Here is a 25564-nt window from a genome sequence, read left to right as displayed (position 1 = left end):
TCGTATCCCCCGTTGGTCAGCGGCTAAGAGGCCTGGCTGACCGAACTCATGTTGAAGTCCGTGACACGCACGGGTGGCATCGCGGTGCGGGTGACGTTGTCGCTCCACTCGCGGGGCAGGCAGCGTTCGGTGCGGCCCACCTCGGTGATCCTGTTCAGCATGTCCACCGGGGACTCGTTGAACCGGAAGTTGTTGACCTCGCCGACGACCTCGCCGTTCTCCACCAGGTAGACGCCGTCCCGGGTGAGCCCGGTGAGCAGCAGCGTCGCCGGGTCGACCTCGCGGATGTACCAGAGGCAGGTGAGCAGCAGGCCGCGCTCGGTGCGGGCGATCATCTCCTCCAGGGTCGGCGCCGACTCCTGGTCGGCCGTCTCCAGGACGAGGTTGTCGATCGCCGGGCGCAGCGGCAGACCGGTGAGGGCGGCCGCGTGGCGGGTGGTGATCAGGTCGTTCAGCACGCCCTCGCGGATCCACTCGGTGGCGGCGATCGGCTGGCCGTTGTCGAAGACCGAGTAGTCCCCGCCGCTGGAGTGGGCGAGCACGAACGGTGCGGCCTCCAGGCCGGGCTCGCGCGGGTCGGAGCGCAGCGTCAGCGGCAGGCCGCTGAGCTTGTCGCCGAGCCGGGTGCCGTCCGCCCGGGGCCCGTCGCCGCGCTCGCCCTCGTTCTCGTCCGAGGCGCTCTGCGCCGCCGCCTGCGGAGGCTTGGAGAAGACCGTCCGGCCCTCCTGGGCGTCCCGGCCGTTGGAGGACCAGTTGAGGACGGTCAGCAGGTCGGCGACGGCCGAGGGAGGCAGCAGCGTCTCGTACCGCCCGGCGGGCAGCTCGATCTTGCGGGCGCCCCAGCCGAGCCGCCTGGTCAGCTCGGTGTGCAGGGCGGTGACGTCGATGTCGGTGAAGTCCCGGGTGGACGCGCCCACCCAGGCCGAGCTCGACAGGTCGGCGGTCTTGGCGTTGATCTCGACCATGCCGGTGGGCTGGTCGTGGCGCAGCCGCAGGCCGGTGGAGCTGCCCAGGTAGCTGGAGGTCATCTCGTGCCGGGCGAAGCCGTACAGCAGCTCGCCCCGGGCGGCGGCGCGGGCGAAGGCCTCGCCGAGGGCCGGGCCGAAGGCGTCGAACACCTCGATGGAGGTCAGCGCGGGTGGCTCGGTGAAGTCGGGGGAGGAGGGCCGGCCGGCGACCAGCGGCTGGGCGTCCTCGGCCGGTCCGGCGGCGCGGGCGGCCTCCTCGGCGGCCCGGACGAGGCCCTCCACCTCCTCGGCGGTGACGGCCTCGCGGGAGACCACGCCGGAGGCGGTGCCCTCGGCGCCGGCCACGGTGGCGATCACGGTGAGGCGGCGGCTGCGGGTGACGCCGTTGGTGGTCAGCGTGCCTCCCGGCTTGTTCCCGGGGGCGGCCCAGCGCAGGTTGGCGGTGGACTCCTCGTCGGCGATCACCACGCAGCCGTCGGCGCGGGAGAGGCCGAGCGCCAGCTCGACGAGTTCGTGGGGGTGCTTCGCGGTCATCAGCGACCCGCCTCCTGCTGGGTGTTGAGCACGTTGACGTCGCGGAACAGCGCCGAGGGGCAGCCGTGGCTGACCGCCGCGGTCTGCCCGGGCTGCGCCTTGCCGCAGTTGAAGGCGCCGCCGAGGACGTAGGTCTGCGGGCCGCCGACCGCCGCCATCGAGCCCCAGAAGTCGGTGGTGGTGGCCTGGTAGGCGAAGTCCTTGACCTGGCCCGCGAGTTCGCCGTCCTTGATGGCGTAGGCGCGCTGCCCGGTGAACTGGAAGTTGTACCTCTGCTGATCGATGGACCACGAACGGTCGCCCACGATGTAGAGGCCGTTCTCGACCTGGGCGAACAGGCCCTCGGTGTCCGGGCCGTCGGCGGCCGGCTGGAGCGAGACGTTGGCCATCCGCTGCACCGGGACGTGCGCGGGGGAGTCCGCGAAGGCGCAGCCGTTGGAGCGCTCGAAGCCCGTCAACCCGGCGATGCCCCGGTCGAGTTGGTAGCCGACCAGGACGCCGTCCCGGATCAGGTCCCAGGACTGGGTGGCCACCCCCTCGTCGTCGTAGCCGATGGTGGACAGGCCGTGCTCGGCGGTGCGGTCGCCGGTGACGTGCATCAGCTCGGAGCCGTACTTCAGGGAGCCGAGCCGGTCGAAGGTGGCGAAGGAGGTGCCGGCGTAGGCCGCCTCGTAGCCGAGCGCGCGGTCCAGCTCGGTGGCGTGGCCGATCGACTCGTGGATGGTCAGCCAGAGGTTGGTCGGGTCGACGACCAGGTCGTAGCGGCCCGCCTCGACGCTCGGGGCCCGCATCTTCTCGGCCAGCAGGACGGGCAGTTCGGCGAGTTCGGCGTCCCAGTCCCAGCCGGTGCCGGTCACGTACTCGTAGCCGCGGCCGACCGGCGGGGCCAGCGTCATCATCGAGTCGAAGGCGCCGGTGCGCTCGTCGACCGAGGTGGCCTCCAGGTCGGAGTAGACCCGGATCCGCTGCTGGGTCGTCACCGTGCCGGCGGTGTCCGCGTAGAACTTGTTCTCCTGGACGGTCCGCAGGGCCGCCCGGACGTGCGAGACGCCGTCGGCGGCCAGCAGCCGGGAGCTGCGCTCGGCGAGCAGCGCGGTCTTCTCGGCGTCCGGCACCTCGAAGGGGTTGACCTCGTACGCGGAGACCCAGGTGACGTCCCGGTACACCGGCTCGTCGGCCAGCTCGACCCTCGCGGTGGAGCCGGCCGCCCGGCTGATCCCGGCGGAGAGCCGGGCCACCGCCACGGCCTGCTCGGCGACCCCGGCCGCCGCTTCGGGGGTGAGGTCGACACCGGCGGCGAAGCCCCAGGCGCCGTCCAGCAGCACCCGGACGGCGAAGCCGAGCTGCACGCTGTCGGAGGTGCCGGCCGGACGCGCGTCGCGCAGCCGCCAGGAGGCGCTGCGGATCCGCTCCAGGCGGAAGTCGGCGTGGCTCGCGCCGAGCGCGCGGGCCCGGGCGAGGGCGGCGTCGGCGAGGGGCCGCAGCGGCAGGGCGAGGAACAGCGGGTCGACGGCGCGTCCGTGCGGCGCGCCGGAGCGATCGGCCGGAGGGATCGGGGGCAATCGGGCTCCCAGGTCGCGGAGGGTGGCGGTGCGGGGCCAACAGGGGCGCCCGCACCGCATCATTTCCCGTCCACCGGGTTTCCGGCCAGCGCATTTCGACCGGTGCGCCGTGGTTTCGGCCAGTGCGGTCCGGCCCGCCGGCGCCCGCGCCCCGGTGGTCCGGCGGCGGCCGTCAGCCGACGGCCTCCCACCAGCCGTCCAGCTCCGGCGGGTTGTCGACGTCGACCCGCTCGCCGGGGCGCGGCACGGCCAGCGGGACGGCCTGCTCCTTGGCGGCCTTCACCAGTCGCTCGACGGGTTCGGCCCACGGGTGCAGGCCCAGGTTGAAGGTGCACCAGTGGACGGGCACCAGCAGACCGGCGGTCAGGTCCCGGTGGGCGAGGACGGCGTCCTCGGGGGTCATGTGGATGTCCGCCCAGGCGGCGTCGTAGGCGCCGATCTGGACCAGCGCGGCGTCGAACGGGCCGTGCTGCGCGCCGATCCGGGCGTAGCCCTCGAAGTAGCCGGAGTCGCCGGTGTAGAAGACCTTGCGGTTCGGGCCGGCGACCACCCAGGAGCCCCAGAGGGTGGTGTTGCGGGTCAGGCCGCGGCCGGAGAAGTGGTGCGCGGCGGTCAGGGTGAGCACCAGGTCGCCCAGGTTGCAGGTCTCGTCCCAGTCCAGCTCGATGATCCGGTGCTCGGGGACGCCCCAGCGGCGCAGGTGGGCGCCGATGCCGAGCGGCACCGCGAAGGGCGCGGACTGGCTGCGCACCAGGCGCTTGACCGTCGCCATGTCGAGGTGGTCGTAGTGGTCGTGCGAGATCAGCACCGCGTCGACCTGCGGCAGTTCCTCCAGCCCGACCGGCACCGGGTGCAGCCGCTTGGGGCCGATGTGCGCGGCGGGGGAGCAGCGGTCGCTCCAGACCGGGTCGAGCAGCACCCGGAAGCCCTCGAGCTCCACCAGCGTGGAGGCGTGCCCGTACCAGGTGACCTCCACGCCCTCGGCGGCCGGCCCGGGCGGGGCCGCGGGGCGGACGGTCGGCACCGGATGGGCGGGGACGCGGCCGGCCCGCTCGAACAGCATCCGGCGGGCGGTGGCGCCGTCGAAGCCGGGGGCGTCGGTGGCGCGGGCGAGCGAGGAGGGCGCGTTGTGGAAGACGCCGTCGCGGTACTGCGGGGAGTTGCGCACCCGCTCCTCGCGCTCGCCGTCCGGCCGCCGCCCGAACGCCGCCGGCAGGTCGCGCAGCGACCACGCGGCCGCGCCCAGGCCGGCCGCCAGGGCGGTGAGGGCCAGCAGTCGTCCGCGTCGGTGGGTGCTCCGGGGCCGTGCCTTGGTCATCCGCTCTGCCTTCGTCGCTCGCCGGGATCGTCGGGGATCGGTACGGCCGGTCCCGGGCCGGCCCGCACCACGGGGGCAACGGGTGCGCCCGCCCGTGTTGTTCCCGTACAGTCGCCCCGATCCGGGCGGCGCCCGGGCCTGGGAGATGTCCGCCGCCGCCGCGGCCGGGACGGGTACGGATTGTCGGATTGCGACAGATCCGCCGGGGAGGCGCTGTGGGAGCCCGATGCGCCGCCGCCGCCGACCGCCCGATAGCGTCACACTGCGTACGCATTCCGACGTACGTGCTCACACACGGAGAGAGGTGGATCGTTGAGCCGCTCGGTTCTCGTCACCGGAGGAAACCGGGGCATCGGCCTCGCGATCGCCCAGGCCTTCGCCGAAGCGGGCGACAAGGTGGCCATCACCAGCCGCTCGGGCGAGGTGCCCGAGGCGCTGGCCAAGTACGACGTCCTCGCGGTCCGCTGCGACATCACGGACGCCGGGCAGGTCGACGCCGCCTTCACCGAGATCGAGCAGAAGCACGGCGCGGTCGAGGTGCTGGTCGCCAACGCGGGCATCACCAACGACACCCTGCTGCTGCGCATGTCGGAGGAGGACTTCACCTCCGTCCTGGACACCAACCTGACCGGCGCCTTCCGGGTGGTCAAGCGCGCGTCCAAGCTGATGATGCGCGCCCGCAAGGGCCGCGTCGTGCTGATCTCGTCCGTGGTGGGCCTGACCGGCTCCCCGGGCCAGGCCAACTACGCCGCCTCCAAGGCCGGCCTGGTCGGCTTCGCCCGGTCGCTGGCGCGCGAGCTCGGCCCGCGCAACATCACCGTCAACGTGGTCGCCCCCGGCTTCGTCGACACCGACATGACCGCCGTGCTCAGTGACGAGCGCCGCGCGGAGATCGTCTCGGGCGTGCCGCTGGGCCGCTACGCGGCGCCCGCCGAGGTCGCGGCCACCGTGCGGTTCCTCGGGTCGGACGAGGCCGCGTACATCACTGGAGCCGTCATTCCCGTCGACGGCGGATTGGGCATGGGTCACTGATCATGAGCGGAATCCTCGAAGGCAAGCGGATCCTGATCACCGGTGTGCTGATGGAGTCCTCCATCGCCTTCCACACCGCCAGGCTGGCGCAGGAGCAGGGCGCGGAGATCATCCTCACCGCCTTCCCGCGCCCCAGCCTGACCGAGCGGATCGCCAAGAAGCTGCCGCACCCGGTCAAGGTGCTGGAGCTGGACGTCTCCAACCCGGAGCAGCTGGCCGGCATCGCCGACCAGGTCCGCGAGCACCTGCCGACCCTGGACGGCATCGTCCACTCGATCGGCTTCGCCCCGCAGGACGCGCTGGGCGGCAGCTTCCTGGACACCCCGTGGGAGTCCGTGGCCACCGCGATGCACGTCTCGGCGTACTCGCTGAAGTCGCTGACCACGGCGCTGCTGCCGCTGATGCAGGACGGCGGCTCGGTGGTCGGCCTGACCTTCGACGCGCAGTTCGCCTGGCCGCAGTACGACTGGATGGGCCCGGCCAAGGCCGCCCTGGAGTCGACCAACCGCTACCTTGCGCGCTACCTGGGCGACCGCGACATCCGCTGCAACCTGATCTCGGCCGGTCCGATCGGCTCGATGGCCGCCAAGTCCATCCCGGGCTTCGGCGACCTGGCCGACACCTGGAACCACCGCTCCCCGCTGAAGTGGGACCTGAGCGACCCGGAGCCGGCCGGGCGCGGCATCGTCGCGCTGCTGTCGGACTGGTTCCCGAAGACCACCGGCGAGATCATCCACGTGGACGGCGGCCTGCACGCCATCGGCGCCTGACGCTCCGCCCGTACGCCGCTGCCCGGCACCCTCCCGAGGGGGTGCCGGGCAGCGGCGTTCCGTCGTCCGGGGGCGGGGCCGCTCAGGCCTCGGCGGTGGCGCAGGAGACGTTCACCCGGCCGGCCTCCAGGGCGGCGAGCTCGGGCTCGCCGGCCCGGATCGCCTCCAGGATGGCGTGGTGGCCGATGTAGCGTTCGGCGACCAGCTCGGGGCCGACGTCGTGCCGCAGGAGCTCCCGGGTGGCCTCGCCGAGGTCGGCGTAGACGGCGAGCAGGACGTCGTTGTGGGCGGCGGCCACGACGGCCTGGTGGAACGCGGCGTCGGCCTGGACGAAGTCCTCGGCGCCGCCGGAGTGCCAGGCGGCCTCGCGCCGGGCCAGGGCGCCGTCCAGCAGCTCCAGGTCGCGCGGGGTGCGGCGGCGGGCGGCGAGGGCCGCCGCGGAGGTCTCCAGGGCCGCCCGCAGCTCGGCGACCTGTCCCTGGTCGGCGTCGGCGAAGCGGCGGTGCATCACCCCGGCCAGCTCGCTGGTGGCCAGGACGTAGGTGCCGGAGCCCTGTCTGATGTCGAGCAGTCCGTTGTGGGCGAGGGCGCGGACGGCCTCGCGGACGGTGTTGCGGGCGACGCCGAGCTGCTCGACCAGGGCGGCCTCGGTCGGGATGCGCGAGCCGACCGGCCACTCCCCGGAGGTGATCTGGGCGCGCAGCTGTGCGATCACCTGGTCGGACAGCGGGGTGCGCCTCGGGGAGGTCAGCGCCACGGGGGACTCCTTGACGGCTACGGCTCGGGTGGGGCCTGGGTGGGAGGTGGCCGGTGGATGAACGGTCGGCACGGGTCGGCACATCATGCCAATTCCGAGGTGCATCAATTCATCCCATCATTCTATGATGCTCCACATGCCCGCAGCAGACACCACCACTTCCGACCGGACCGAGAGCCGGACGCCGACCGCCGAGCGGCCCGCCGCCGCCGGCCCGGCCACGTACCTGGGCTGGCTGTTCGCCATCGCGATCGCCGCCGCCGCCCTCAACCTGCGCCCCGTGGTCACCAGCCTCGGACCGCTGCTCGACCAGGTCCGCGAGGGCCTCGGGATGAACCCGACGCTCGCCGGGCTGCTCACCGCCGTCCCGACCCTGTGCTTCGCGCTGTTCGGCTTCGCCGCACCGGCCGCGGCCCGCCGGATCGGCCCGATCGCGGTGATCACGGCGGGGATGGGCGCGATCACGGCCGGCGTGCTGGCCCGCTCCTTCGCCGGCGGCACGGTGGTGTTCCTGCTGTTCACCGCGCTCGCCCTGGCCGGCGTGGCGGTCTCCAACGTGCTGCTGCCGGTGGTGATCAAGCGGTACTTCCCGGAGAAGGTCGGTCCGATGATCGGCCTGTACTCCATGGCGCTGTCGGCCGGCACCGCGCTGGCCGCCCTCGTCAGCGTGCCGCTGACCAGCTCGCTCGGCGGCAACTGGCGCCACGGCCTGGGCAGCTGGGCCGCCCTGGGCGCGATCGCCCTGGTGCTCTGGCTGCCGCTGCTGATCGCCAAGCGCGAGCGCGGCGAGCGGGCCGGCGGCGCCGCCGCCCCCGCCAAGCTGCCGATCACCCGCAGCCGCACCGCCTGGGCGATGGCCGGGTTCTTCGGCCTCCAGGCCACCGGCGCGTACGTGGTGATGGGCTGGCTGCCGAAGATCTTCCAGGACTCGGGCATCGACAAGGGCACCTCCGGGGTGCTGCTCGCCGTCACCATGGTGATCGGCGTGCCGGTCTCCTTCGTGCTGCCCAACCTGGCCGCCCGCCGCGGCGACCAGCGGCTGTACGTGGTCGTGCTGGCCGCCTGCGGCATCGCCGGGTACGCCGGCCTGGCGTTCGCCCCCGCCGGGGCGCCGTGGGTCTGGGCGATCCTGGTGGGCCTGTCCAACTGCGCCTTCCCGCTGGTGCTGACCATGATCGGGCTGCGCGCCCGGACGGCCGGCGGGGTGGCCCAGCTGTCCGTCTTCGCCCAGGGCGTCGGCTACCTGATCGCCGTCCCCGGCCCGATCCTGATCGGCCGGATCTACGACGTCACCGGCGAGTGGTACTGGCCGCTGGGCTTCCTGGCGCTGCTGCTGGTGCCGCAGATGCTGTTCGGCCTGCGCGCGGCGCGGGCCCGGTACATCGAGGACGAGGCGACGCACCCGGCGGTGCCGGCCGGGGCCTGACCCGGCCGCGGGCCGAGGTCCGCGCCCGGCCGGGAAGGTCAAGGCCGGGCCAAGGGGGCGGGGTCAGCCGACGGCGGGCGTGTTCGGGGTGGGAGAATCCCGGACATGCCCGTTCTCGATCCCAACCCCACCGACGGCCGCAAGCAGCTCGGCCGCATCGCCCTCGCCTTCGCCGCCATCGCGGTGCTGGTGTCGATCATCGCCACCGTCGCCGCCAACCTCGGCTGACCGGCGTCCCCGCGCCGGGCGACGCCCGGCGCACCGGCGCGCCGTGCCACCGGGAGCGGCGGCACCCGGGGGTGTCGCGCCGCCGGGCCGCTTTTCTGCCAAGCTTGCTGGGTATGAGCGCCGACACGCCCCGCAGGATCATCGTTCTCCGCCATGCCAAGGCCGACTGGCCGAACGGCGTGGACGACCACGACCGGCCGCTGGCCGACCGGGGCCGTCACCAGGCCCCGGACGCCGGCCGCTGGCTGGTGGACTCCGGCATCAGCCCCGACTACGTGGTCTGCTCCACCGCGCTGCGCACCCGCGAGACCTGGAAGCTGGCGGTGCACGAGCTCCCGCAGCGGCCGCACCGGACGGTGTACGAGGAGCGGGTCTACGAGGCCAGCCCCGGAGAGATCATCGCCGTCCTCCAGGAGACCCCGGAGGAGTACTCGGACGTGGTGCTGGTCGGCCACAACCCGGGTGTGCTGGGCCTGACCCAGGTGCTGGCCGGGGATGCGGGGGACCGGGACGCGCTGGAGCGGCTGCGGCTCGGGGGCTTCCCGACGGCGGCGATCGCGGTGCTCAGCTTCAGCGGCTCCTGGAAGGGCGTCGAGCCGGGCGTGGCCGAGCTGGTCTCGTACTACACGCCGCAGGACTGACCTCCGGAACGTACATGAGGGGCGCGCGGATTGGATCCGCGCGCCCCTCTGGTGCGTCTCCCGCCCGGTCGGGGTGCTCCCGGCCGGGCGGACGTGCCCACCCGGTCGGGGTGTGCCTACTCGGTCGGGGTGCCGTGCAGCGCGTCGGCCGCCTCGACCTCCTCGCGGGTGATGCCCAGCAGGTACAGCACGGTGTCCAGGAACGGCACGTTCACCGCGGTGTCGGCGGCCTCCCGCACCACCGGCTTGGCGTTGAACGCCACCCCGAGGCCGGCCGCGTTCAGCATGTCCAGGTCGTTGGCGCCGTCGCCGATCGCCACCGTCTGCTCCAGCGGCACCTTCGCCCGCTCGGCGAAGCGGGCCAGCCAGCGGGCCTTGCCCGCCCGGTCCACGATCTCGCCGACCACCCGGCCGGTGAACCTGCCGTCCACCACCTCCAGGGTGTTCGCGGCCGCGAAGTCCAGCCCCAGCTGCTCCACCAGGTGGTCGGTGACCTGGGTGAAGCCGCCGGACACCACCGCGACCTGGTAGCCCAGGCGCTGGAGCGTACGGATCAGGGTGCGCGCGCCCGGCGTGAAACGGACCTCGGCGCGGACCTTCTCCGTCACCGAGGCGTCCAGCCCGGCCAGCAGCGCCACCCGGGCCCGCAGCGACTCGGCGAAGTCCAGCTCGCCGCGCATCGCCGCCGCCGTCACCGCGGCGACCTCCTCCTCGCAGCCCGCGTGGGCGGCGAACAGCTCGATCACCTCGTCCTGGATGAGCGTGGAGTCGACGTCCATGACCACCAGGCGCTTGGCCCGGCGCTCCAGCCCGGCGGCGACCACCGCGACGTCCACCCGCTGGGTGGCCGCCTCCTGGGCCAGCGCGGCCCGCAGCTCGTCGGTGGCCACACCGGAGACGGCCAGCTCGACCGCCGTCACCGGGTACTTCGCGAGCCGGAAGACACGGTCGATGTTGCCGCCCGAGGCGGTGATCCGGGAGGTGAGCGCGGAGACGGCGGCGGCGGTCAGCGGGTTGCCGAGCACCGTGACGTGCGAACGGCCCTCGCGGCGCGGCCGGTTGTCGCCGATGCCGGAGAGGATCTCGGCCTGGAGCTTCTGCTCGTCGGCCCAGCGGTGGACGGTGGCCCGCAGCCCGCCCTCGTCGCCGGGCGCGGGGGGCGGGGTGACCAGGGCGCACAGCGTGATGCGCCCACGGGTGACGACCTGCTCGATGTCGATCACGTCGACGCCGAAGCCGGCCAGCGTCGCGAAGAGGCCGGCGGTGATGCCGGGACGGTCCTTGCCGAACACCTTGACGAGCAGGGTGCGCTCGTCCGCGGTCCGGTGCTGGGCGGCGGGGAGGGGCTCAGCGGCCAGGGGCGATGCGTTCATGGTGCCTCCCACGCTACCGGGCGTCCGGGGGCCCAGGAGCACCCGTCCCACCTCGCGGGACGCCGCTGGTCCGGGCTCGGTAGCAGCCTGGTCACAGTCACCAGGGCTGACTTTCACCGGCGGTCGGCGGGCTGGAATGATTCCCCCCGTCAGTCGCAGGAACATCGCAGCCCCGGCGGGGGCGACAATTCGGGGGAACCGAGAGAGCGGGGCAGGCGAGCAGTGCCGCAACTCGTCATCGAGATCAACGGACAGCAGCGGACTCTGGAGCCCGGGCGGTCCTACACCATCGGGCGCAACCCGCAGTCGGACTTCACGTTCGACGACGCCAGGGTCTCCTGGCAGCACGGGACCATGAGCTTCAACGGCAGCGGTTGGCAGCTGGACGACCACGGCAGCACCAACGGAACGTACGTGGCCGGGGCCCGCACCCTGCAGGCCCAGCTGTTCCCGGGCGCCGTGGTCAACCTGGGCAACCCGGAGAACGGGCCCCGGCTCGGCTTCTCCGCGCCCGCCCACGCCGCTGCCCCGCAGGCCACCCCGATGCACGAGGCCGCCACCAGCCGCGGCCCCGTGCCCACGCCCCAGCAGCCCGCCCCGCAGCAGGGCTGGCCGCAGCACGACCCCTACCAGCAGCCGCCGCAGCAGCAGGCCTGGCAGGGGCAGCCGCAGGACCGGCAGCCCCTTCCGCAGCAGCAGTACGCGCCGCCGCAGGACCGGCCGGCCCCGCAGCAGCAGCCCCAGCACGGCGGCTTCCCGCAGCAGCAGGGCTTCCCGGCGCCGCCGCAGGACGGCGGGCCGCAGCCGACCATCATCCGCAACCTGACGTCGGCGATGCGCACCGTCCGGATCGGCCGTGCGCTCGACAACGACATCGTGGTGTCCGACCTCCAGGTCTCCCGCCACCACGCCGAGCTGCGCCAGCTCCCGGACGGCCGCTACGAGATCGTCGACCTCGGCAGCCACAACGGCATCTACCTCAACGGCCAGCGGGTGCAGCGTCAGTTGATGGGCCCGCAGGACCGGCTGACCGTCGGCCACTCCGGCTTCGTCCTGGTCGGCGACCAGCTGCAGGAGTTCGTCGACACCGGCGCGGTCTCCTTCTCCGCCCGCCACCTGACCGTCGAGGTCGAGCACAAGGGCGCCAAGAAGATCCTCCTCGACGACGTCAGCTTCGGCGTCCCGGAGAAGTCGCTGGTCGCGGTCATCGGCCCGTCCGGCTCCGGCAAGTCCACCCTGCTGCGCGCCCTCACCGGCTACCGCCCCGCCGACCGCGGCGAGGTGCTGTACGACGGGCGCAACCTGTACAAGCAGTTCGCCGAGCTCCGCTCGCGCATCGGCCTGGTGCCGCAGTCCGAGATCCTGCACCGCGAGCTCACCGTCCGCAAGGGCCTCAAGTACGCGGCCCGGCTGCGCTTCCCCGGCGACACCGAGGCCCGCGAGCGCGAGGCCCGGATCGACGAGGTGCTGTACGAGCTGCGCCTCGACAAGCGCGCCGACAACAAGATCACCGCGCTCTCCGGCGGCCAGCAGAAGCGCGTCTCGGTCGCCCTGGAGCTGCTCACCAAGCCCTCGCTGATCTTCCTGGACGAGCCCACCTCGGGCCTCGACCCGGGCATGGACCGCGAGGTCATGCAGATGCTGCGCGGCCTCGCCGACGACGGCCGCACCATCCTGGTCGTCACCCACTCGGTGGCCGAACTCGCGCTCTGCGACAGGCTGCTGGTGATGGCGCCGGGCGGCGCGGTGGCCTACTTCGGCCCGCCGGACGAGGCGCTGCACTTCTTCGGGTACGAGACCTGGGCGGACGTCTTCCAGGCCTTCGAGAACTACCCGGACCACGACTGGGCCGGCCGCTACCGCGGCTCGGTGCACTACCAGCAGTACTCCGCGCCCACCGCGGAGTCGGGCGAGGTGCAGCACGCCCAGGTCGCCCAGGAGGCCGTCAAGCCGCCGAAGCCGCAGAGCTGGGGCTCGCAGCTGTGGACGCTGATGCGGCGCTACATGTCCGTGCTCGCCTCGGACCGCGGCTTCCTGGCGCTGTCGGTGCTGCTGCCCGCGGTCATCGGCGCGGTCAGCGTGCTGATCCCCAACGCACCGGGGCTCGCACCCAACCCGAACACCCAGCTCCACCTCAACAACGGGGCCGCGACGATCCTGCTGATCCTGGCGATCGGCGCCTGCTTCTCCGGCGCGGCCAACTCGGTCCGTGAGCTGATCAAGGAACGGGCGATCTACGAACGGGAACGGGCCACCGGGCTCTCCCGCTCGGCGTACATGATGTCCAAGATCATCGTGCTGGGCCTCTTCAGCGTGATCCAGGGCGCGATCATCTCCGCCGTCGGCTTCCTGCCGCGCAAGCTCCCCGAGCACGGCCTGCTCGTCAAGAACCTGCCGATCGTCGAGATGACCGTCGGCATGATCCTGCTCAGCTTCGCCGCGATGATGTTCGGCCTGATGATCTCCGCGCTGGTGAAGACCGCGGAGAAGACCATGCCGCTGCTGGTCATGTTCGCCATCGTCCAGGTCGTCTTCACCGGCTGCCTCTTCCAGATCTTCGGCAAGCCCGGCCTGGAACAGGTCGCCTGGCTGATGCCGGCCCGCTGGGGCACCGGCATCGTCTCCACCACGCTGGACCTGTCCAAGCTCATGGGCCCCTGGAACAAGGACTTCCAGAACCCCGACTACGACCCGCTCTGGGAGCACACCGTCGCCCAGTGGGCGATCGACGCGGGCGTGCTGGTCGCCATCTCGATCGTCATCGGCGTCATCGTGACCCGGCTCCAGCGCCGGCACGAGCCCGAGGTCATGCAGAAGGGCTGACCCCGCTCCGACACCACGCCGAGGGGCGGTCCTCCCACCGGGAGGGCCGCCCCTCGGCGTACCGGCAGGGCCCGGGTCCTAGGTCCCCGGACCCGGGCCCGGAGCGCCCGCAGGCGGACGCGGCGCCCGTCACGGCGGCGGTAGTTTGGCGGTATGCCCAGCACCACCGGAGACCACCGGGCCCACCTCGGCCCGCTGCCCGCCTGCGAACCCTGCCTGTCCGGGATCGAGGCCGTCAGCCAGGCACTGCTCGCCATGAGCCGGCACCTGGAGGTCCGCGAGGTGCTGCGCCGCATCACCGCCTCCGCACGCGGCCTGCTCGGCGCCGAGTACGCGGCCCTGGGCGTGCCCGACGACCACGGGGGATTCGCCCAGTTCGTCGTCGACGGCGTCACCGACGAGCAGTGGCGGGCGATCGGCCCGCTGCCCCGGCAGCACGGGGTGCTCGCCGCGATGCTCCACGAGACCGGCCCCACCCGGCTCGCCGACGTCCGCAAGGCACCCGCCTTCGAAGGGTGGCCGTCGGCCCACCCCGACATGGACGCCTTCCTGGGCATGCCCATCCTGGACACCGACGCGGCCGAGGACGAACCGCGGGTGATGGGCGTCATCTTCCTCGCCAACAAGCGCGGCGGCGGCCTCTTCACCGACCACGACGAGGAACTCCTGCGGATCCTCGCCGCACACGCCGCCCTCGCACTGTCCAACGCCCGGCTCTACGAGCGCAGCCGCGAACTCACCCTGGCCGGCGAACGGGCCCGGATCGCCCACGACCTGCACGACGCCGTCTCGCAGAAGCTCTTCTCGCTGCGGCTCACCGCCAAGGCGGCCGCCAAGCTCGTCGACCGCGACCCGGCCCGGGCCCGCGCCGAACTCGCCGAGGTCGCCAGACTGGCCGCCGAGGCCGCCGACGAACTGCGCGCCGTCGTCGTCGAACTGCGCCCCGCCGCCCTGGAGGAGGACGGGCTCAGCGCCACCCTCGCCTCCCAGGTGCAGGTCCTCGACCGGGCGCACACCGCCGACGTCGCCTTCGCGGCCGACGGCGTCCGGGCGCTGCCGCCCGCCCAGGAGGCCGCGCTGCTGAGAGTCGCCCAGGAGGCGCTGCACAACGCCCTGCGGCACTCCGGTGCCCGCCGGGTCAGCGTCACCCTGGCCGGGACGACCACGCGCGGCGCCGTGCTGCGCGTCCACGACGACGGACGCGGCTTCGACCCGGAGTCCGTCCGCCGGGCCGGCCGCCACCTCGGCCTGGCCTCGATGCGCGACCGCGCGGCCGCCGTCGGCGGCACGCTCACCCTGGAGTCGGCCCCCGGTCGGGGGACGCTCGTCGAGATGGAGGTCCCCGGTGCCTGAGAGCACACCGTCGATCCGTGTCCTGCTGGTCGACGACCACCAGGTGGTTCGACGCGGGCTGCGCACCTTCCTGGAGGTCCAGGACGACATCGAGGTGGTCGGGGAGGCCGCCGACGGCGCGGAGGGCGTCGAACGGGCCCGCGACCTCGACCCCGACGTCGTCCTGATGGACCTCAAGATGCCCGGCGTCGACGGCATCGAGGCGCTGCGCACGCTCAAGGGGGAGGGCAGCCGGGCCCGGATCCTGATCGTCACCAGCTTCACCGAGCACCGCACCATGGTTCCCGCGCTGCGGGCCGGCGCGGCCGGGTACGTCTACAAGGACGTCGACCCGGAGGCGCTGGCCGGGGCGATCCGGTCGGTGCACGCCGGCCACGTCCTGCTCCAGCCCGAGCTGGCCGAGGCCCTGCTCTCCGACGAGGGCCCGCGCGCCCCGCAGGGCCGCGGCGGCACCCTCACGGAGCGCGAGCGCGAGGTCCTCGGCCACATCGCCGACGGCCGCTCCAACCGGGAGATCGCCCGCAGCCTGCACCTGTCGGAGAAGACGGTGAAGACCCACGTCTCCAACATCCTCATGAAGCTGGACCTGGCCGACCGCACCCAGGCGGCACTCTGGGCCGTCCGCCACGGCGAGGCCCGCGAGGCGTAGCCGCCGGCCGGCGCCGACTCAGCCGGCGCCGACTCAGCGGGCGTCGGCTCAGCGGGCGTCGCGCTCGTCGACGAGGGCGTTGTAGGCGGCCACCTGGGCGCGCCGGGCGGTGCGCCGCAGCGGGGCCAGGACGGACTGGCGGGCCGCCATCTCGGAGGCGCTGACGGCGGCGCCGTGCCCGCCGGAGGCGATGGCGAGCAGGGCGGACACCTGGCGGGCGGACTCCAGCACGCGGACGGCCCGGGGCGGGTAGCCGGGGGCGAGCAGCTCGCTGTGTCCGCGCCGGCGGTAGGCGTCGAGGGCGCGCAGGGCCTCGGGCCCGGCACCGGCCACGTCCAGGCGGGCGAGCAGGACGGTCGCCTCCCGCAGCCCGTCCGCCAGCTCGCGCTCGGCCTCGTGCAGCGAGGGCACGTCCGCCGGAGGTGTGTCGTTGACCTCGGAACAGTGCCACAGCACGGTGGCCGAGCGGTCCCCGGCCGGGCCGAAAACCTCCACCTCCGGCACCAGCCCGAGCGGTGCGCCCACCGCCAGGACGGCCTCGCCCGCACCCATGGCCCGCTCGTTGAAGCCCTTCGGGCCGGTCAGTCCGAGCGGATGCCCGGCCGAGGGCAGCGCGAGCCGCAGGCCCTTCACCCCGAGCACCCGCAGCCGCCCCAGCGCCCAGGTGAGCCCGTGCCGCTCGTCGGGCCCGTCGCCGGGCAGCCCGGTCACCCGGTGGGTCTCGTCCGCACCCAGGACGGCCTCGGCGGCGTCGTCCGGCGGCACCAGGCCCGCCAGCAGGGCGTTGCCCCACGCGGTGAGCCGCCCCGAACGGGGCTCTTCGTACGGATTGTCGGCAGGAGTCGCGAGCATCCGGCCAGCCTACGGAATCGGCGGTCATCCGCGTGGCGTAGGTTTGCCCATGCGTGTGCGGCGCACCCACCCCGTGCCCACCGGCTGCCGGAGTAGGCTCGCCGCCGCCCGCACCGACGGCCGAGAATCTTGTTTTTGGGGAAGGCATAGGCATGAGCGACGTGCTGGAGCTGGTTGACGTATCCGTGGTCCGGGAGGGGCGCGCGCTGGTCGACCAGGTCTCGTGGTCCATCTCCGAGGGCGAGCGCTGGGTCATCCTGGGCCCCAACGGCGCCGGCAAGACCACGCTGTTGCAGATCGCCTCCTCGTACCTGTTCCCGACCTCGGGCAAGGTCACGGTGCTGGGCGAGAAGCTCGGCGAGATCGACGTCTTCGAGCTGCGCTCCCGGATCGGCCTGGCCGGCGCCGCCATGTTCGACAAGCTGCCGGCCGAGCAGACCGTGCTCCAGACGGTGCTCACGGCCGCGTACGGCATGACGGTCACCTGGCAGGAGACCTACGAGCAGTCGGACGAGTCCCGCGCCCTCGCCCTGCTCGACCGCCTCGGCATGGCCAACCTCACCGACCGCAAGTTCGGCACCCTCTCCGAGGGCGAGCGCAAGCGCACCCTGATCGCCCGCGCCCTGATGACCGACCCCGAGCTGCTGCTGCTCGACGAGCCCGCCGCCGGACTGGACCTCGGCGGCCGCGAGGACCTGGTCCGCCGGCTCGGCGCGCTCGCCCAGGACGAGTTCGCCCCGGCGATGGCGATGGTCACCCACCACGTCGAGGAGATCGCCCCGGGCTTCACCCACGTGCTGATGATCCGGCAGGGCAAGGTGCTCACCGCCGGGCCGATCGACACCGAGCTGACCGCCCGCAACCTCTCCAAGTGCTTCGGCCTGCCGCTCACCCTGGAGCGGCACGGGGACCGCTGGTCGGCCCAGGGCCTGCCGCTGGGCTGAGGCCCGGGGACACTCCCCGGACCGCCCGGTCCACCCGTTCGTCCGTTCATCCGGAAGGCCGTCGGAGACCGGTCGCACGCGCGACCGGTTTCCGCCCCTCCACCTGCGGGAACTGTCCGCTTCGAAGGCCTCGGCTCCCTAGGATGGACGTGTGGACAACTGGATCTGGTGGCTCCTGGCCGCCGCAGGGCTCGGCATACCGCTGGTGGTCACCGCGATGCCGGAGTTCGCCATGTTCGCCGTGGGGGCGCTGGCCGCCACCGTCGTGGCCGCGCTCGGCGGTGGCGTGGTCCTGGAGACCGTGACCTTCGTCGTCGTCTCGGTAGCCCTGGTGGTCTTCGTCCGTCCGATCGCCTACCGCCAGCTCCGGAGCGGCCCGCAGATCAAGATGGGCATCGAGGCGCTCCAGGGCGCCACCGCGGTCGTCGCGGAAACCGTCGACGGGGAGGGCGGGCGGATCAAGCTGAACGGCGAGATCTGGTCGGCCCGCGCGCTCCACCCGGACCAGGTCTACCAGCCGGGACAGCAGGTCGACGTCGTCGAAATCCAGGGCGCGACCGCCCTGGTCATCTAGGGGAGAGTCCGTGGAACCCGTCCTTATCGTTTTGGTCGTCCTGGTCGTGGTGGCCTTCATCGCGCTGATCAAGACGATCCAGGTCATCCCGCAGGCCAGCGCCGCGATCGTGGAGCGCTTCGGCCGCTACACCCGGACGCTCAACGCGGGACTGAACATCGTCGTCCCGTTCATCGACCGCGTCCGCAACCGGATCGACCTGCGCGAGCAGGTCGTGCCGTTCCCGCCCCAGCCGGTGATCACCCAGGACAACCTGGTGGTCAACATCGACACCGTCATCTACTACCAGGTGACCGACCCCCGGGCCGCGACGTACGAGGTCGCCAGCTACATCCAGGCGATCGAGCAGCTGACCGTCACCACGCTGCGCAACATCATCGGCTCGATGGACCTGGAATCCACCCTGACCTCGCGCGAGGTCATCAACGCCGGCCTGCGCGGCGTCCTGGACGAGGCCACCGGCAAGTGGGGCATCCGGGTCAACCGCGTCGAGCTGAAGGCGATCGAGCCGCCGACCTCCATCCAGGACTCGATGGAGAAGCAGATGCGCGCCGACCGCGACAAGCGCGCCGCGATCCTCACCGCCGAGGGGCAGCGCCAGGCCCAGATCCTCAAGGCCGAGGGTGAGAAGCAGGCCGAGGTGCTCAAGGCCGAGGGTGAGGCGCAGGCCGCGGTCCTGCGCGCGGACGGTGAGGCGGCCGCGATCCGTACGGTCTTCGAGGCCATCCACGACGGCGACGCCGACCAGAAGCTGCTCGCCTACCAGTACCTCCAGACCCTGCCCGAGCTGGCGAAGGGCGACTCCAACAAGCTCTGGATCATCCCCAGCGAGGTCGGCGACGCGCTCAAGGGCCTCGGCGGTGCCTTCACCGGTCTGACCGGCAACGGCGGGGTGAACGGCGGCGCCGTCGCGGCGCCCAGCATCCCCCAGGCCGCCCCGGCGGCCACCCAGGTGCCGCTGGACCCGGCCTCCGGGCCGCGGCCGGTGGACACCGAGAAGGGCGCCGCCCGCCCCCGGGTGGACCCGGCCCGGGAGTACCCGAAGATCGACACGGAGTGACCGGTCGAACCGCGCCTCGCCGAGGGCCCGCCGCCGAGAGGCGGCGGGCCCTCGGCCTGTGCGCGGGGCTTCCGGCCCGCCCGCGCGGCGGGTGCTCCCGTGGTGGAGGCCCGCGCGGCGGGCGTCTCCGTGAGGTGCCTCACTGTGGCGTACATCCCGAATCGTGGGCGGGTCTGGTCGGCCCGACGGACCGTCCGGCATGATCCCCTCGACAGGACCGAGAGGAGAGGTGGCCCATGACGCTCTGGGAGTCGATCGCCGTCCTGGTGGCCGGCATCGGCGCCGGGATGATCAACGTGATCGTCGGTTCGGGCACCCTGATCACCTTCCCGGTCCTGCTCGCCGTCGGCCTCCCGCCGATCACCGCCAACGTCTCCAACTCCTTCGGCCTGGTGCCCGGCTCGCTCAGCGGTGTGATCGGGTACCGCCGCGAACTGGCCGACCAGGGCCGGCGGGTGCTGCGCCTGGGCACCGCCTCGCTGCTCGGCGGGCTGGTCGGCGCGCTGCTGCTGATCAAGCTGCCGAGCGCGGCCTTCGACGCGATCGTCCCGGTGCTGATCCTGCTCGCGCTCGTCCTGGTGGTGGTCCAGCCCCGGGTGGCCAGGGCCGTCGCCGCCCGCCGCCGCCCCGGCGGGGATCCGGACGGCAGCCCGGTGCTGCTGGTCGGGGTGTTCCTGACCGGCATCTACGGCGGCTACTTCGGCGCCGCGCAGGGCGTGCTGCTGATGGCGCTGATGGGCATGCTCCTCCAGGAGGACCTCCAGCGGATCAACGCGGTGAAGAACGCCCTCGCGCTGATCGTCAACGGGGTCGCAGCGCTCTTCTTCCTCTTCACCTCGACGGTGAACTGGACCGCCGCGGGCCTGGTCGCGGCGGGTTCGCTGGTCGGCGGGCTGCTCGGCGCGAAGGTGGGCCGCCGGCTGTCCCCGGTCGTGCTGCGGGGTGTCATCGTGGTGGTCGGTCTGGTGGCCGTCGCCAAACTGTTGCTGAGCTGAGCTGAGCCGAGCCGAGCCGAGCGAACGTCAGATCATGGACAGAACGGAGGAGTACGCCATGGCCCTGGAGATGCGCGAGAGCTGCGAGCGCTGCGCGGTGTCGCTGACCGCGGACGCCCACGCCTCGATATGTTCCTTCGAGTGCACCTTCTGCCCGGACTGCACCGAGGCCATGGCCGCCACCTGCCCCAACTGCGGCGGCGAGCTGCTGGCCCGTCCGCGCCGGAAGGCCGCCTGACGACGGCACCCCGGACCTCCCGGGGGCCGGAACCCCGGGGCACCCGGAATCCCCGGGCACCCCGGACCGACGATCCACCAGGAGCGCGCCGATGAGCAGCAGGGCACGGCTGAACGAGGACGAGATCACGGCGGCCCTGGCGGTGCTGCCCCGGTGGACGCGGGAGGGCGACAGCATCACCCGCACCGCCGACGCCCCGGACTTCCCGGCGGCGATCCGGGTGGTCGTCGCCGTCGCCGAGCAGGCCGAGGCGCTCGACCACCACCCCGACATCGACATCCGCTGGCGCACGCTGCGCTTCGTCCTGTCCACCCACAGCGCCGGCGGCCTCACCGCACTGGACTTCACCCTCGCCGCCCGGATCGACGACGCCCTGCGGGTCGCGTCGGAGGCCTGACGCCGTACGGGCGTGGAGGCCTGACGCCGTTCGAGTGAGGGCCCGGGCCGTGCCCGCGGGCGGGCGTGAGATGCTGACTGCCGCATCGGCAGGCAGGCAGGCGGGCAGGCAGGGCTCGGGAGGGACGGAACGGATGGCGCAGGAGCCCTTCGGAGACGCCCACTCCCAGCAGCCGTGGCCGCCCCAGGGCCACTCGGACTGGCAGAACGGCGCGTACGGCGGGTACGCCGAGCCGCAGCCGTCGCAGTGGCAGCAGCCGGAGCAGCATCCGCAGGCGGGCTACGGCCCGGCCGAGTACGGGCAGCAGCCGCAGGCGCAGTTCGGCCAGGGCGCCCACGGCGTCCAGGGCCACACCGGCTACGACCGGGGCGGGTACCACGAGGGCGGCTACGACCGGTCCGGCTACGAGCAGGACCAGTCCGGCTACGACCGGAGCGGCTCCGGCCGGACCGGGTACGTCGAGGGCGGCTACGTCCAGGACGGGTACGGCGGCCAGGAGCAGTACCAGCAGCAGCCGTACCAGCCCTACGCGCCGTACGCCGCCCCGCAGCAGGCCGTCGAGGAGACGCTGTACGCCCCGGCGGGCGCGGAGTACTCGGCGGACGGCTACGTGCACGTCGAGGCGGCGGAGCCGGCGCCCGAGCCCGTCTCCGAGAATCCCGTGAATCCCGTGAATCCCGTGGAGCCCGTGGAGCCCGCCGCGGCGCAGACCCCCGGGCCGCGGCCCGAACCCGCCGGGACGTCGAGGGCGGCCGCCCGTCGAGGTGCCGGCGCCGCCGGCGGTTCCGGCGCCTCGCTCTCCGCCAAGGCCCGGAAGGCCGCCGACGCGGTGCTGACCGGCGAGCACGTGCCCAGCCGCAAGGCCCTGTTGGTGCGGACCGGGGCCGGGGTGGCCGCGCTGGGAGTGCTGGTGGCGGCCGGCCTGATGGTCGGGGCCGAGGGCGGCGGCAGTGCGGCGGCGAGCAGCGGAGGCGAGCCGGGCTTCGCGGTGGCGCACACCCGGGCCTGGGCCGCGCAGCCAGCCGTGGCCGGCGGGTCCGGCGCGTCAGCCGCGCCCGGCGCGTCCGGCGGGTCCGGTGCTTCCGCGGGGGACGACACGCTGATCGGCAGCTGGCTGCTGGCCGACGCGGTGGTCCGGGCCGACGGCTCCGGGGTGCACGCGTACGACCGGGCGGGCGGCAAGCAGGCCTGGTCGGTGGAGCCGCCGGCCGCCGGGGCCGTCCCGTGCGGACTGTCCTCCGGGGTGAACCAGGCGGGCCTGGGCGCGGCGCTGTTCCGTCCGCAGGCGGATCCGAAGAGCCCCTGCACGCTGGTGGCCGCCGTGGACACCAAGACCGGCAGGACCGCCTGGACGAAGACGCTCTCGGACACCAAGGGCGCCTACTCGGCGAGGGTCGGCGTCACCGAGGACAAGGTGGTCGCCGTCGGCGACGACCGGGTGCTGGCGTGGGAGTCGGCCGACGGGAAGGACATCTGGCAGTACACCGGGCAGGGCAAGTTCTGCACCCTGTCCGGGGGCGTCGGCGGCAAGACCGTGTTCGTCGCCTCCTCCTGCGCCGATTCGACCCCCGCCGACCAGGCCGTCGCGCTGAACGTCGCGGACGGCAAGGTCGGCTGGTGGCGGGGCCTGAACAACCAGCCGAAGACGGTGACCGTGCTGTCGGCCGAGCCGTCCGTGGTCCTCACCACCGGCGCGAAGCCGGAGGACGACCGGGTGTTCGCCTGGGGTACGGGCGGCGACCCGGCCGCCGAGATCCCGGTGGCCGTCGACGGCGGCCGACTGGACGTCGCCCACGGTACGTTTTCGGCCACTCCCGGCGTGTACTTCGAGGGCCGCACCATGGTCACCACCGTGGACCCGCCGAACGGCGGCGGGTCGGTGGCCGCGGTCGGCTACGACCTGGACACCGGCAAGCAGCGCTGGAAGACGCCGACCACCGCCAAGGGCGCCGTCCGGGCGGTCGGCATCGACGGCGGCTCGCTGGTGCTCGCCGCCGACGAGCGCCGCGACCAGCCCGCCCGCCTCAGCCGGTTCCCGCTGGCCGGCGGCCGGGAGGCGACCGGGGGCAACTTCCCGGCCGGCACCGGCTCGCTGCTGATCTCCGGACGGGTGCTGATCGGCGGCGGACAGGTGGTCGTGGTGCCCGAGCACTCGACGAACTACGGCACGGCGGCGGGGTACCAGGCGAAGGACTGAGGCCTCTCGCCCGGTTCTCCCCGCTCGTCCGGTGCACCCCGCTCGCCCCGTGTGCCGCGCTCGTCCGGTTCGTTCCGCCCGCCCCACTCGTCAACGGGGCCGGTTCACGCCGCCGAGACCGGCCGGCCCGGTATGGCCGGCAGCCAGTCGGCGAGGTCCCGGACCTCCGAGCCGCGCAGTCCGAGCGCCAGCATCAGACTGGCCTGCGGAGTCGGTACGAACGGGCGGCGCAGCAGCTTCATCCCGGCCTGCTCCGGCGTGCGGTCGGCCTTGCGCTGGTTGTCCTCCGCGCAGGCCGCGACGGTGTTCATCCAGCTGTCGGCACCACCGCGCGACCTGGGTTGGAGGTGGTCCACGGTGGTGGCCCGCCGGTCGCAGTACGCGCACAGGTGCTGGTCCCGGGCCAGGACACCCCGCCTCGACCACGGTGCCTGTTGTCGGAACGGCACCCGTACGAACCGTTGCAGTCTGATCACCCGTGGCACCGGGACGGTCACACCCGTTCCCCGGATCGAGCGCAGCGGATGCGCCCGCTCCACCACCGCCTTGTCCTGGAGCACCAGGACGACGGCGCGCTGGAGCGACACCGTCGTCAGGGGCTCGTAGCTCGCGTTCAGAACCAGCGTGTTGCGCACTCGGCACACCCTTTCCACGGGCGTGCCACGGCGGCACGACCGTCTCCACACACGTCACTGCCGCCGCACGGCGGTGGAACCACTCTGAATGGGCCCATAGCCGTCGAACAACGGAATTTCCGGTATCGGGGAGGGGCCCGGAGCAGCACGTCGTCCGGTCCGGTCGGGTGCCTCGGGGAAAACTCGCTGGCCGGAACCGCGTAGGCTCTATCAGGCTGGAGTCGTACCGACCCGGGGCCCGATCGAACCGGGCCGGCACTGGGCGGACGCCTGATCGAAGGAGAAGCGTGACCGTGACGGACATCGTCGACGAGCTGCGGTGGCGTGGGCTGATCGCCCTGTCCACTGACGAGGACGCACTGCGCAAGGCGTTCGCGGACGGCCCGGTCACGTTCTATTGCGGCTTCGACCCGACCGCGCCGAGCCTGCACCTCGGCAACCTGGTGCAGATCCTCACCATGCGTCGCATCCAGCAGGCGGGGAACCTCCCGCTCGGCCTGGTCGGCGGCGCCACCGGCCTGATCGGGGACCCGAAGCCCACCGCCGAGCGCGTGCTCAACGACCCCGAGACGGTGGCCGGCTGGGTCGAGCGCCTGCGCGGCCAGATCTCGCGCTTCCTCGACTTCGAGGGCCCGTACGCGGCGCGCATGGTCAACAACCTGGACTGGACGTCCGGAATGTCGGCGATCAGCCTGCTGCGCGACGTGGGCAAGTACTTCCGGGTCAACAACATGATCGCCAAGGAGGCCGTCGCCCGACGGCTGAACTCCGACGCGGGCATCAGCTACACCGAGTTCAGCTACCAGATCCTCCAGGGCATGGACTACCTGGAGCTGAACCGCCGCTACGGCTGCGCCCTGCAGACCGGTGGCAGCGACCAGTGGGGCAACCTGACCGCCGGCGCGGACCTGATCCGCAAGGCCGAGGGCAAGTCCGTCCACGCGCTGGCCACGCCGCTGATCGTCAAGGCCGACGGCACCAAGTTCGGCAAGACGGAGTCCGGCACGGTCTGGCTCGACCCCGAGCTGACCACGCCGTACGCCTTCTACCAGTTCTGGCTGAACGCGGACGACCGGGACGTCCCCAACTTCCTGCGGATCTTCAGCTTCCGCTCGAAGGAGGAGATCGAGGAGCTGGAGCGCGAGACCACCGAGCGCCCCGCGGCCCGCCTCGCCCAGCGCGCCCTCGCCGAGGAGCTCACCACGCTGGTGCACGGCGCGGAGCAGTACGAGCGCGCGGTCGCCGCGTCCAAGGCGCTGTTCGGGCAGGGTGACCTCGCCGACCTGGAGGCCCCGACCCTGGCCGCCGCCCTGGCCGAGGTCCCGAAGGCCGAGGTGACCGAACTCCAGACGGTGGTCGACCTGCTGGTCGCCGTCGGGCTGTCGCCGAGCCGTTCGGCCGCCCGCCGGACGATCAAGGAGGGTGGTGCCTACCTCAACAACGTCAAGGTGACGGATGAGGAAGCGGTGCCGGCCGAGGCCGACCTGCTGCACGGCCGCTGGCTCGTGCTGCGGCGCGGCAAGCGGAACCTGGCCGCGGCGGAGCTGGTCGCCGCCGGCTGAGGGCCGGCTGAAACACACACGCTCTGAGCTGCGGCTTTGAGCACCGAGGGCCGGATCTGGACAGATCCGGCCCTCGGTGTTTGACGATGTCCTCCAGGTGGCCTAGTGTTGAACGAGTCGCTGGAGCGGCCACCCCACTCAGCAAGACCCACTCTCACTCATGATCCCCATGAAAATGGGTTCATCGGCGTTTCCGTCGACCGGGTGAGTGTGAATTTCGAGTGACACTCGGAATGCGCTAATGTGGTGGACGTCGCGAAAAGCGAACCCGGCCAGTTCGGGAAATCGGATGAATGAAACTCCGGAAAACGGAGCGGAAAACATCTGATAAGCTGGAAACACGAAAGAACGAAGCCCGGAGGGTCCGCTGGAAGGCGGTCCGAAGGAAGCGTCCGTTCCTTGAGAACTCAACAGCGTGCCAAAAGTCAACGCCAGATATGTTGACATCCCCGGCCTCGGTCGTTTGATCGGGGTTGGAGATTCCTTTTGAAATAACACTAGCGAGGACGCAGTGCGCGGGGCCGCCCTATTCCGGTGGTTGCCGTGCCGCTCAACGCGGGTGTGGACCGGATGACCGGTAAACATTCACGGAGAGTTTGATCCTGGCTCAGGACGAACGCTGGCGGCGTGCTTAACACATGCAAGTCGAACGGTGAAGCCCTTCGGGGTGGATCAG

Annotated in this window: 23 protein-coding genes and 1 rRNA gene; 17 read left to right on the top strand and 7 right to left on the bottom strand. The window is 72.7% G+C overall.

Annotated elements, in window-relative coordinates:
• Positions 1-23: 23 nt before the first annotated feature.
• The 3 genes from AB0E96_RS10635 to AB0E96_RS10625 form a co-directional block, all read right to left on the bottom strand.
• Positions 24-1502, bottom strand: a complete 1479-nt coding sequence (locus AB0E96_RS10635; protein ID WP_359821098.1) for a metallopeptidase TldD-related protein — start codon at positions 1500-1502, stop codon at positions 24-26.
• Positions 1502-3004 carry a TldD/PmbA family protein gene (locus AB0E96_RS10630; protein ID WP_359821126.1) on the bottom strand — a complete coding sequence of 501 codons (1503 nt, stop codon included), beginning with the start codon at positions 3002-3004 and terminating at the stop codon, positions 1502-1504. The genes AB0E96_RS10635 and AB0E96_RS10630 overlap by 1 nt, the downstream gene beginning before the upstream one ends.
• Before the next feature lie 232 nt (positions 3005-3236).
• Positions 3237-4382 carry an MBL fold metallo-hydrolase gene (locus AB0E96_RS10625; protein ID WP_359821096.1) on the bottom strand — a complete coding sequence of 382 codons (1146 nt, stop codon included), beginning with the start codon at positions 4380-4382 and terminating at the stop codon, positions 3237-3239.
• A gap of 312 nt (positions 4383-4694) precedes the next feature.
• Between AB0E96_RS10625 and fabG the strand changes: the two genes are divergently transcribed.
• Together fabG and fabI are read left to right on the top strand one after the other, a co-directional pair.
• Positions 4695-5414 carry a 3-oxoacyl-[acyl-carrier-protein] reductase gene (gene fabG / locus AB0E96_RS10620; protein WP_359821093.1) on the top strand — a complete coding sequence of 240 codons (720 nt, stop codon included), beginning with the start codon at positions 4695-4697 and terminating at the stop codon, positions 5412-5414.
• 2 nt (positions 5415-5416) lie between these two features.
• Positions 5417-6184, top strand: coding sequence for an enoyl-ACP reductase FabI (gene fabI, locus AB0E96_RS10615; RefSeq protein WP_359821092.1), 768 nt, complete (start codon positions 5417-5419; stop codon positions 6182-6184).
• Positions 6185-6266: 82 nt separating this feature from the next.
• On the opposite strand, the gene AB0E96_RS10610 is transcribed toward fabI, so the two are convergent.
• A complete protein-coding gene (locus AB0E96_RS10610) occupies positions 6267-6941 on the bottom strand; it encodes an FCD domain-containing protein (protein WP_359821090.1) in 675 nt (224 codons plus the stop codon).
• A gap of 136 nt (positions 6942-7077) precedes the next feature.
• Between AB0E96_RS10610 and AB0E96_RS10605 the strand changes: the two genes are divergently transcribed.
• The 3 genes from AB0E96_RS10605 (at position 7078) to AB0E96_RS10595 (ending at position 9236) form a co-directional block, all read left to right on the top strand.
• Positions 7078-8367 carry an MFS transporter gene (locus AB0E96_RS10605; protein WP_359821088.1) on the top strand — a complete coding sequence of 430 codons (1290 nt, stop codon included), beginning with the start codon at positions 7078-7080 and terminating at the stop codon, positions 8365-8367.
• A 105-nt stretch (positions 8368-8472) separates the two neighbouring features.
• A complete protein-coding gene (locus AB0E96_RS10600) occupies positions 8473-8595 on the top strand; it encodes an SGM_5486 family transporter-associated protein (protein WP_359821086.1) in 123 nt (40 codons plus the stop codon).
• Positions 8596-8708: 113 nt separating this feature from the next.
• Entirely contained in the window at positions 8709-9236 is a 528-nt protein-coding gene (locus AB0E96_RS10595; RefSeq protein ID WP_359821084.1) for a histidine phosphatase family protein, read from the top strand.
• 116 nt (positions 9237-9352) lie between these two features.
• Here the strand turns inward: AB0E96_RS10595 and serB are convergent, their stop codons facing one another.
• Complete coding sequence (serB, locus tag AB0E96_RS10590; RefSeq protein ID WP_359821081.1) at positions 9353-10609, bottom strand: phosphoserine phosphatase SerB; 1257 nt, start codon at positions 10607-10609, stop codon at positions 9353-9355.
• Positions 10610-10831: 222 nt separating this feature from the next.
• On the opposite strand from serB, the gene AB0E96_RS10585 reads away from it, so the two are divergent.
• From AB0E96_RS10585 to AB0E96_RS10575, 3 genes are all read left to right on the top strand, one after another.
• Positions 10832-13432 (top strand): FHA domain-containing protein, encoded by a 2601-nt coding sequence (locus tag AB0E96_RS10585; RefSeq protein ID WP_359821078.1) that lies wholly within the window; start codon positions 10832-10834, stop codon positions 13430-13432.
• 255 nt (positions 13433-13687) lie between these two features.
• Positions 13688-14785, top strand: coding sequence for a GAF domain-containing sensor histidine kinase (locus AB0E96_RS10580; RefSeq protein WP_359821124.1), 1098 nt, complete (start codon positions 13688-13690; stop codon positions 14783-14785).
• Positions 14778-15434: a response regulator transcription factor gene (locus AB0E96_RS10575; protein WP_359821076.1), complete on the top strand. Its 657-nt coding sequence runs from the start codon at positions 14778-14780 to the stop codon at positions 15432-15434. Before AB0E96_RS10580 ends, AB0E96_RS10575 begins: the two co-directional genes overlap by 8 nt.
• 48 nt (positions 15435-15482) lie before the next feature.
• On the opposite strand, the gene AB0E96_RS10570 is transcribed toward AB0E96_RS10575, so the two are convergent.
• Positions 15483-16286, bottom strand: coding sequence for a hypothetical protein (locus AB0E96_RS10570; protein ID WP_359821074.1), 804 nt, complete (start codon positions 16284-16286; stop codon positions 15483-15485).
• A gap of 152 nt (positions 16287-16438) precedes the next feature.
• Here AB0E96_RS10570 and AB0E96_RS10565 point away from each other — a divergent pair, with 152 nt between their 5' ends.
• From AB0E96_RS10565 to AB0E96_RS10535, 7 genes are all read left to right on the top strand, one after another.
• Complete coding sequence (locus tag AB0E96_RS10565; RefSeq protein ID WP_049652103.1) at positions 16439-17230, top strand: ABC transporter ATP-binding protein; 792 nt, start codon at positions 16439-16441, stop codon at positions 17228-17230.
• A gap of 151 nt (positions 17231-17381) precedes the next feature.
• Positions 17382-17804: an NfeD family protein gene (locus AB0E96_RS10560; protein ID WP_359821071.1), complete on the top strand. Its 423-nt coding sequence runs from the start codon at positions 17382-17384 to the stop codon at positions 17802-17804.
• Between the two features lie 10 nt (positions 17805-17814).
• A complete protein-coding gene (locus tag AB0E96_RS10555; RefSeq protein WP_359821069.1) occupies positions 17815-18864 on the top strand; it encodes an SPFH domain-containing protein in 1050 nt (349 codons plus the stop codon).
• Positions 18865-19100: 236 nt separating this feature from the next.
• A complete protein-coding gene (locus AB0E96_RS10550; protein ID WP_359821067.1) occupies positions 19101-19859 on the top strand; it encodes a sulfite exporter TauE/SafE family protein in 759 nt (252 codons plus the stop codon).
• A 58-nt stretch (positions 19860-19917) separates the two neighbouring features.
• Positions 19918-20097 (top strand): DUF1272 domain-containing protein, encoded by a 180-nt coding sequence (locus AB0E96_RS10545; RefSeq protein ID WP_359821065.1) that lies wholly within the window; start codon positions 19918-19920, stop codon positions 20095-20097.
• 91 nt (positions 20098-20188) lie between these two features.
• On the top strand, positions 20189-20494 hold the full coding sequence (locus tag AB0E96_RS10540) for a 4a-hydroxytetrahydrobiopterin dehydratase (RefSeq protein ID WP_359821062.1): 306 nt from the start codon (positions 20189-20191) through the stop codon (positions 20492-20494).
• Between the two features lie 133 nt (positions 20495-20627).
• A complete protein-coding gene (locus AB0E96_RS10535; RefSeq protein WP_359821060.1) occupies positions 20628-22691 on the top strand; it encodes a PQQ-binding-like beta-propeller repeat protein in 2064 nt (687 codons plus the stop codon).
• Between the two features lie 104 nt (positions 22692-22795).
• On the opposite strand, the gene AB0E96_RS10530 is transcribed toward AB0E96_RS10535, so the two are convergent.
• Entirely contained in the window at positions 22796-23326 is a 531-nt protein-coding gene (locus AB0E96_RS10530; protein WP_359821058.1) for an HNH endonuclease, read from the bottom strand.
• Between the two features lie 293 nt (positions 23327-23619).
• Here AB0E96_RS10530 and tyrS point away from each other — a divergent pair, with 293 nt between their 5' ends.
• Positions 23620-24888, top strand: coding sequence for a tyrosine--tRNA ligase (gene tyrS / locus AB0E96_RS10525; protein WP_359821121.1), 1269 nt, complete (start codon positions 23620-23622; stop codon positions 24886-24888).
• Between the two features lie 584 nt (positions 24889-25472).
• Positions 25473-25564 (top strand): 16S ribosomal RNA (locus AB0E96_RS10520); the annotation flags it as partial.

Source organism: Kitasatospora sp. NPDC036755 (assembly GCF_040636595.1).
In the GTDB taxonomy this organism is placed as follows: domain Bacteria; phylum Actinomycetota; class Actinomycetes; order Streptomycetales; family Streptomycetaceae; genus Kitasatospora.
Note: the sequence above shows the minus strand (reverse complement) of the source record. Positions and strands in the feature narration are given on the sequence as shown.

Bases quoted from the DNA above. Each gene is read 5' to 3' on its own strand.
- AB0E96_RS10635 (WP_359821098.1), bottom strand. From the start codon at position 1,502: ATGACCGCGAAGCACCCCCACGAACTCGTCGAGCTGGCGCTCGGCCTC.
- AB0E96_RS10625 (WP_359821096.1), bottom strand. From the start codon at position 4,382: ATGACCAAGGCACGGCCCCGGAGCACCCACCGACGCGGACGACTGCTG.
- fabI (WP_359821092.1), top strand. From the start codon at position 5,417: ATGAGCGGAATCCTCGAAGGCAAGCGGATCCTGATCACCGGTGTGCTG.
- AB0E96_RS10605 (WP_359821088.1), top strand. From the start codon at position 7,078: ATGCCCGCAGCAGACACCACCACTTCCGACCGGACCGAGAGCCGGACG.
- AB0E96_RS10600 (WP_359821086.1), top strand. From the start codon at position 8,473: ATGCCCGTTCTCGATCCCAACCCCACCGACGGCCGCAAGCAGCTCGGC.
- AB0E96_RS10595 (WP_359821084.1), top strand. From the start codon at position 8,709: ATGAGCGCCGACACGCCCCGCAGGATCATCGTTCTCCGCCATGCCAAG.
- serB (WP_359821081.1), bottom strand. From the start codon at position 10,609: ATGAACGCATCGCCCCTGGCCGCTGAGCCCCTCCCCGCCGCCCAGCAC.
- AB0E96_RS10580 (WP_359821124.1), top strand. From the start codon at position 13,688: ATGAGCCGGCACCTGGAGGTCCGCGAGGTGCTGCGCCGCATCACCGCC.
- AB0E96_RS10570 (WP_359821074.1), bottom strand. From the start codon at position 16,286: ATGCTCGCGACTCCTGCCGACAATCCGTACGAAGAGCCCCGTTCGGGG.
- AB0E96_RS10565 (WP_049652103.1), top strand. From the start codon at position 16,439: ATGAGCGACGTGCTGGAGCTGGTTGACGTATCCGTGGTCCGGGAGGGG.
- AB0E96_RS10550 (WP_359821067.1), top strand. From the start codon at position 19,101: ATGACGCTCTGGGAGTCGATCGCCGTCCTGGTGGCCGGCATCGGCGCC.
- AB0E96_RS10545 (WP_359821065.1), top strand. From the start codon at position 19,918: ATGGCCCTGGAGATGCGCGAGAGCTGCGAGCGCTGCGCGGTGTCGCTG.
- AB0E96_RS10540 (WP_359821062.1), top strand. From the start codon at position 20,189: ATGAGCAGCAGGGCACGGCTGAACGAGGACGAGATCACGGCGGCCCTG.
- AB0E96_RS10535 (WP_359821060.1), top strand. From the start codon at position 20,628: ATGGCGCAGGAGCCCTTCGGAGACGCCCACTCCCAGCAGCCGTGGCCG.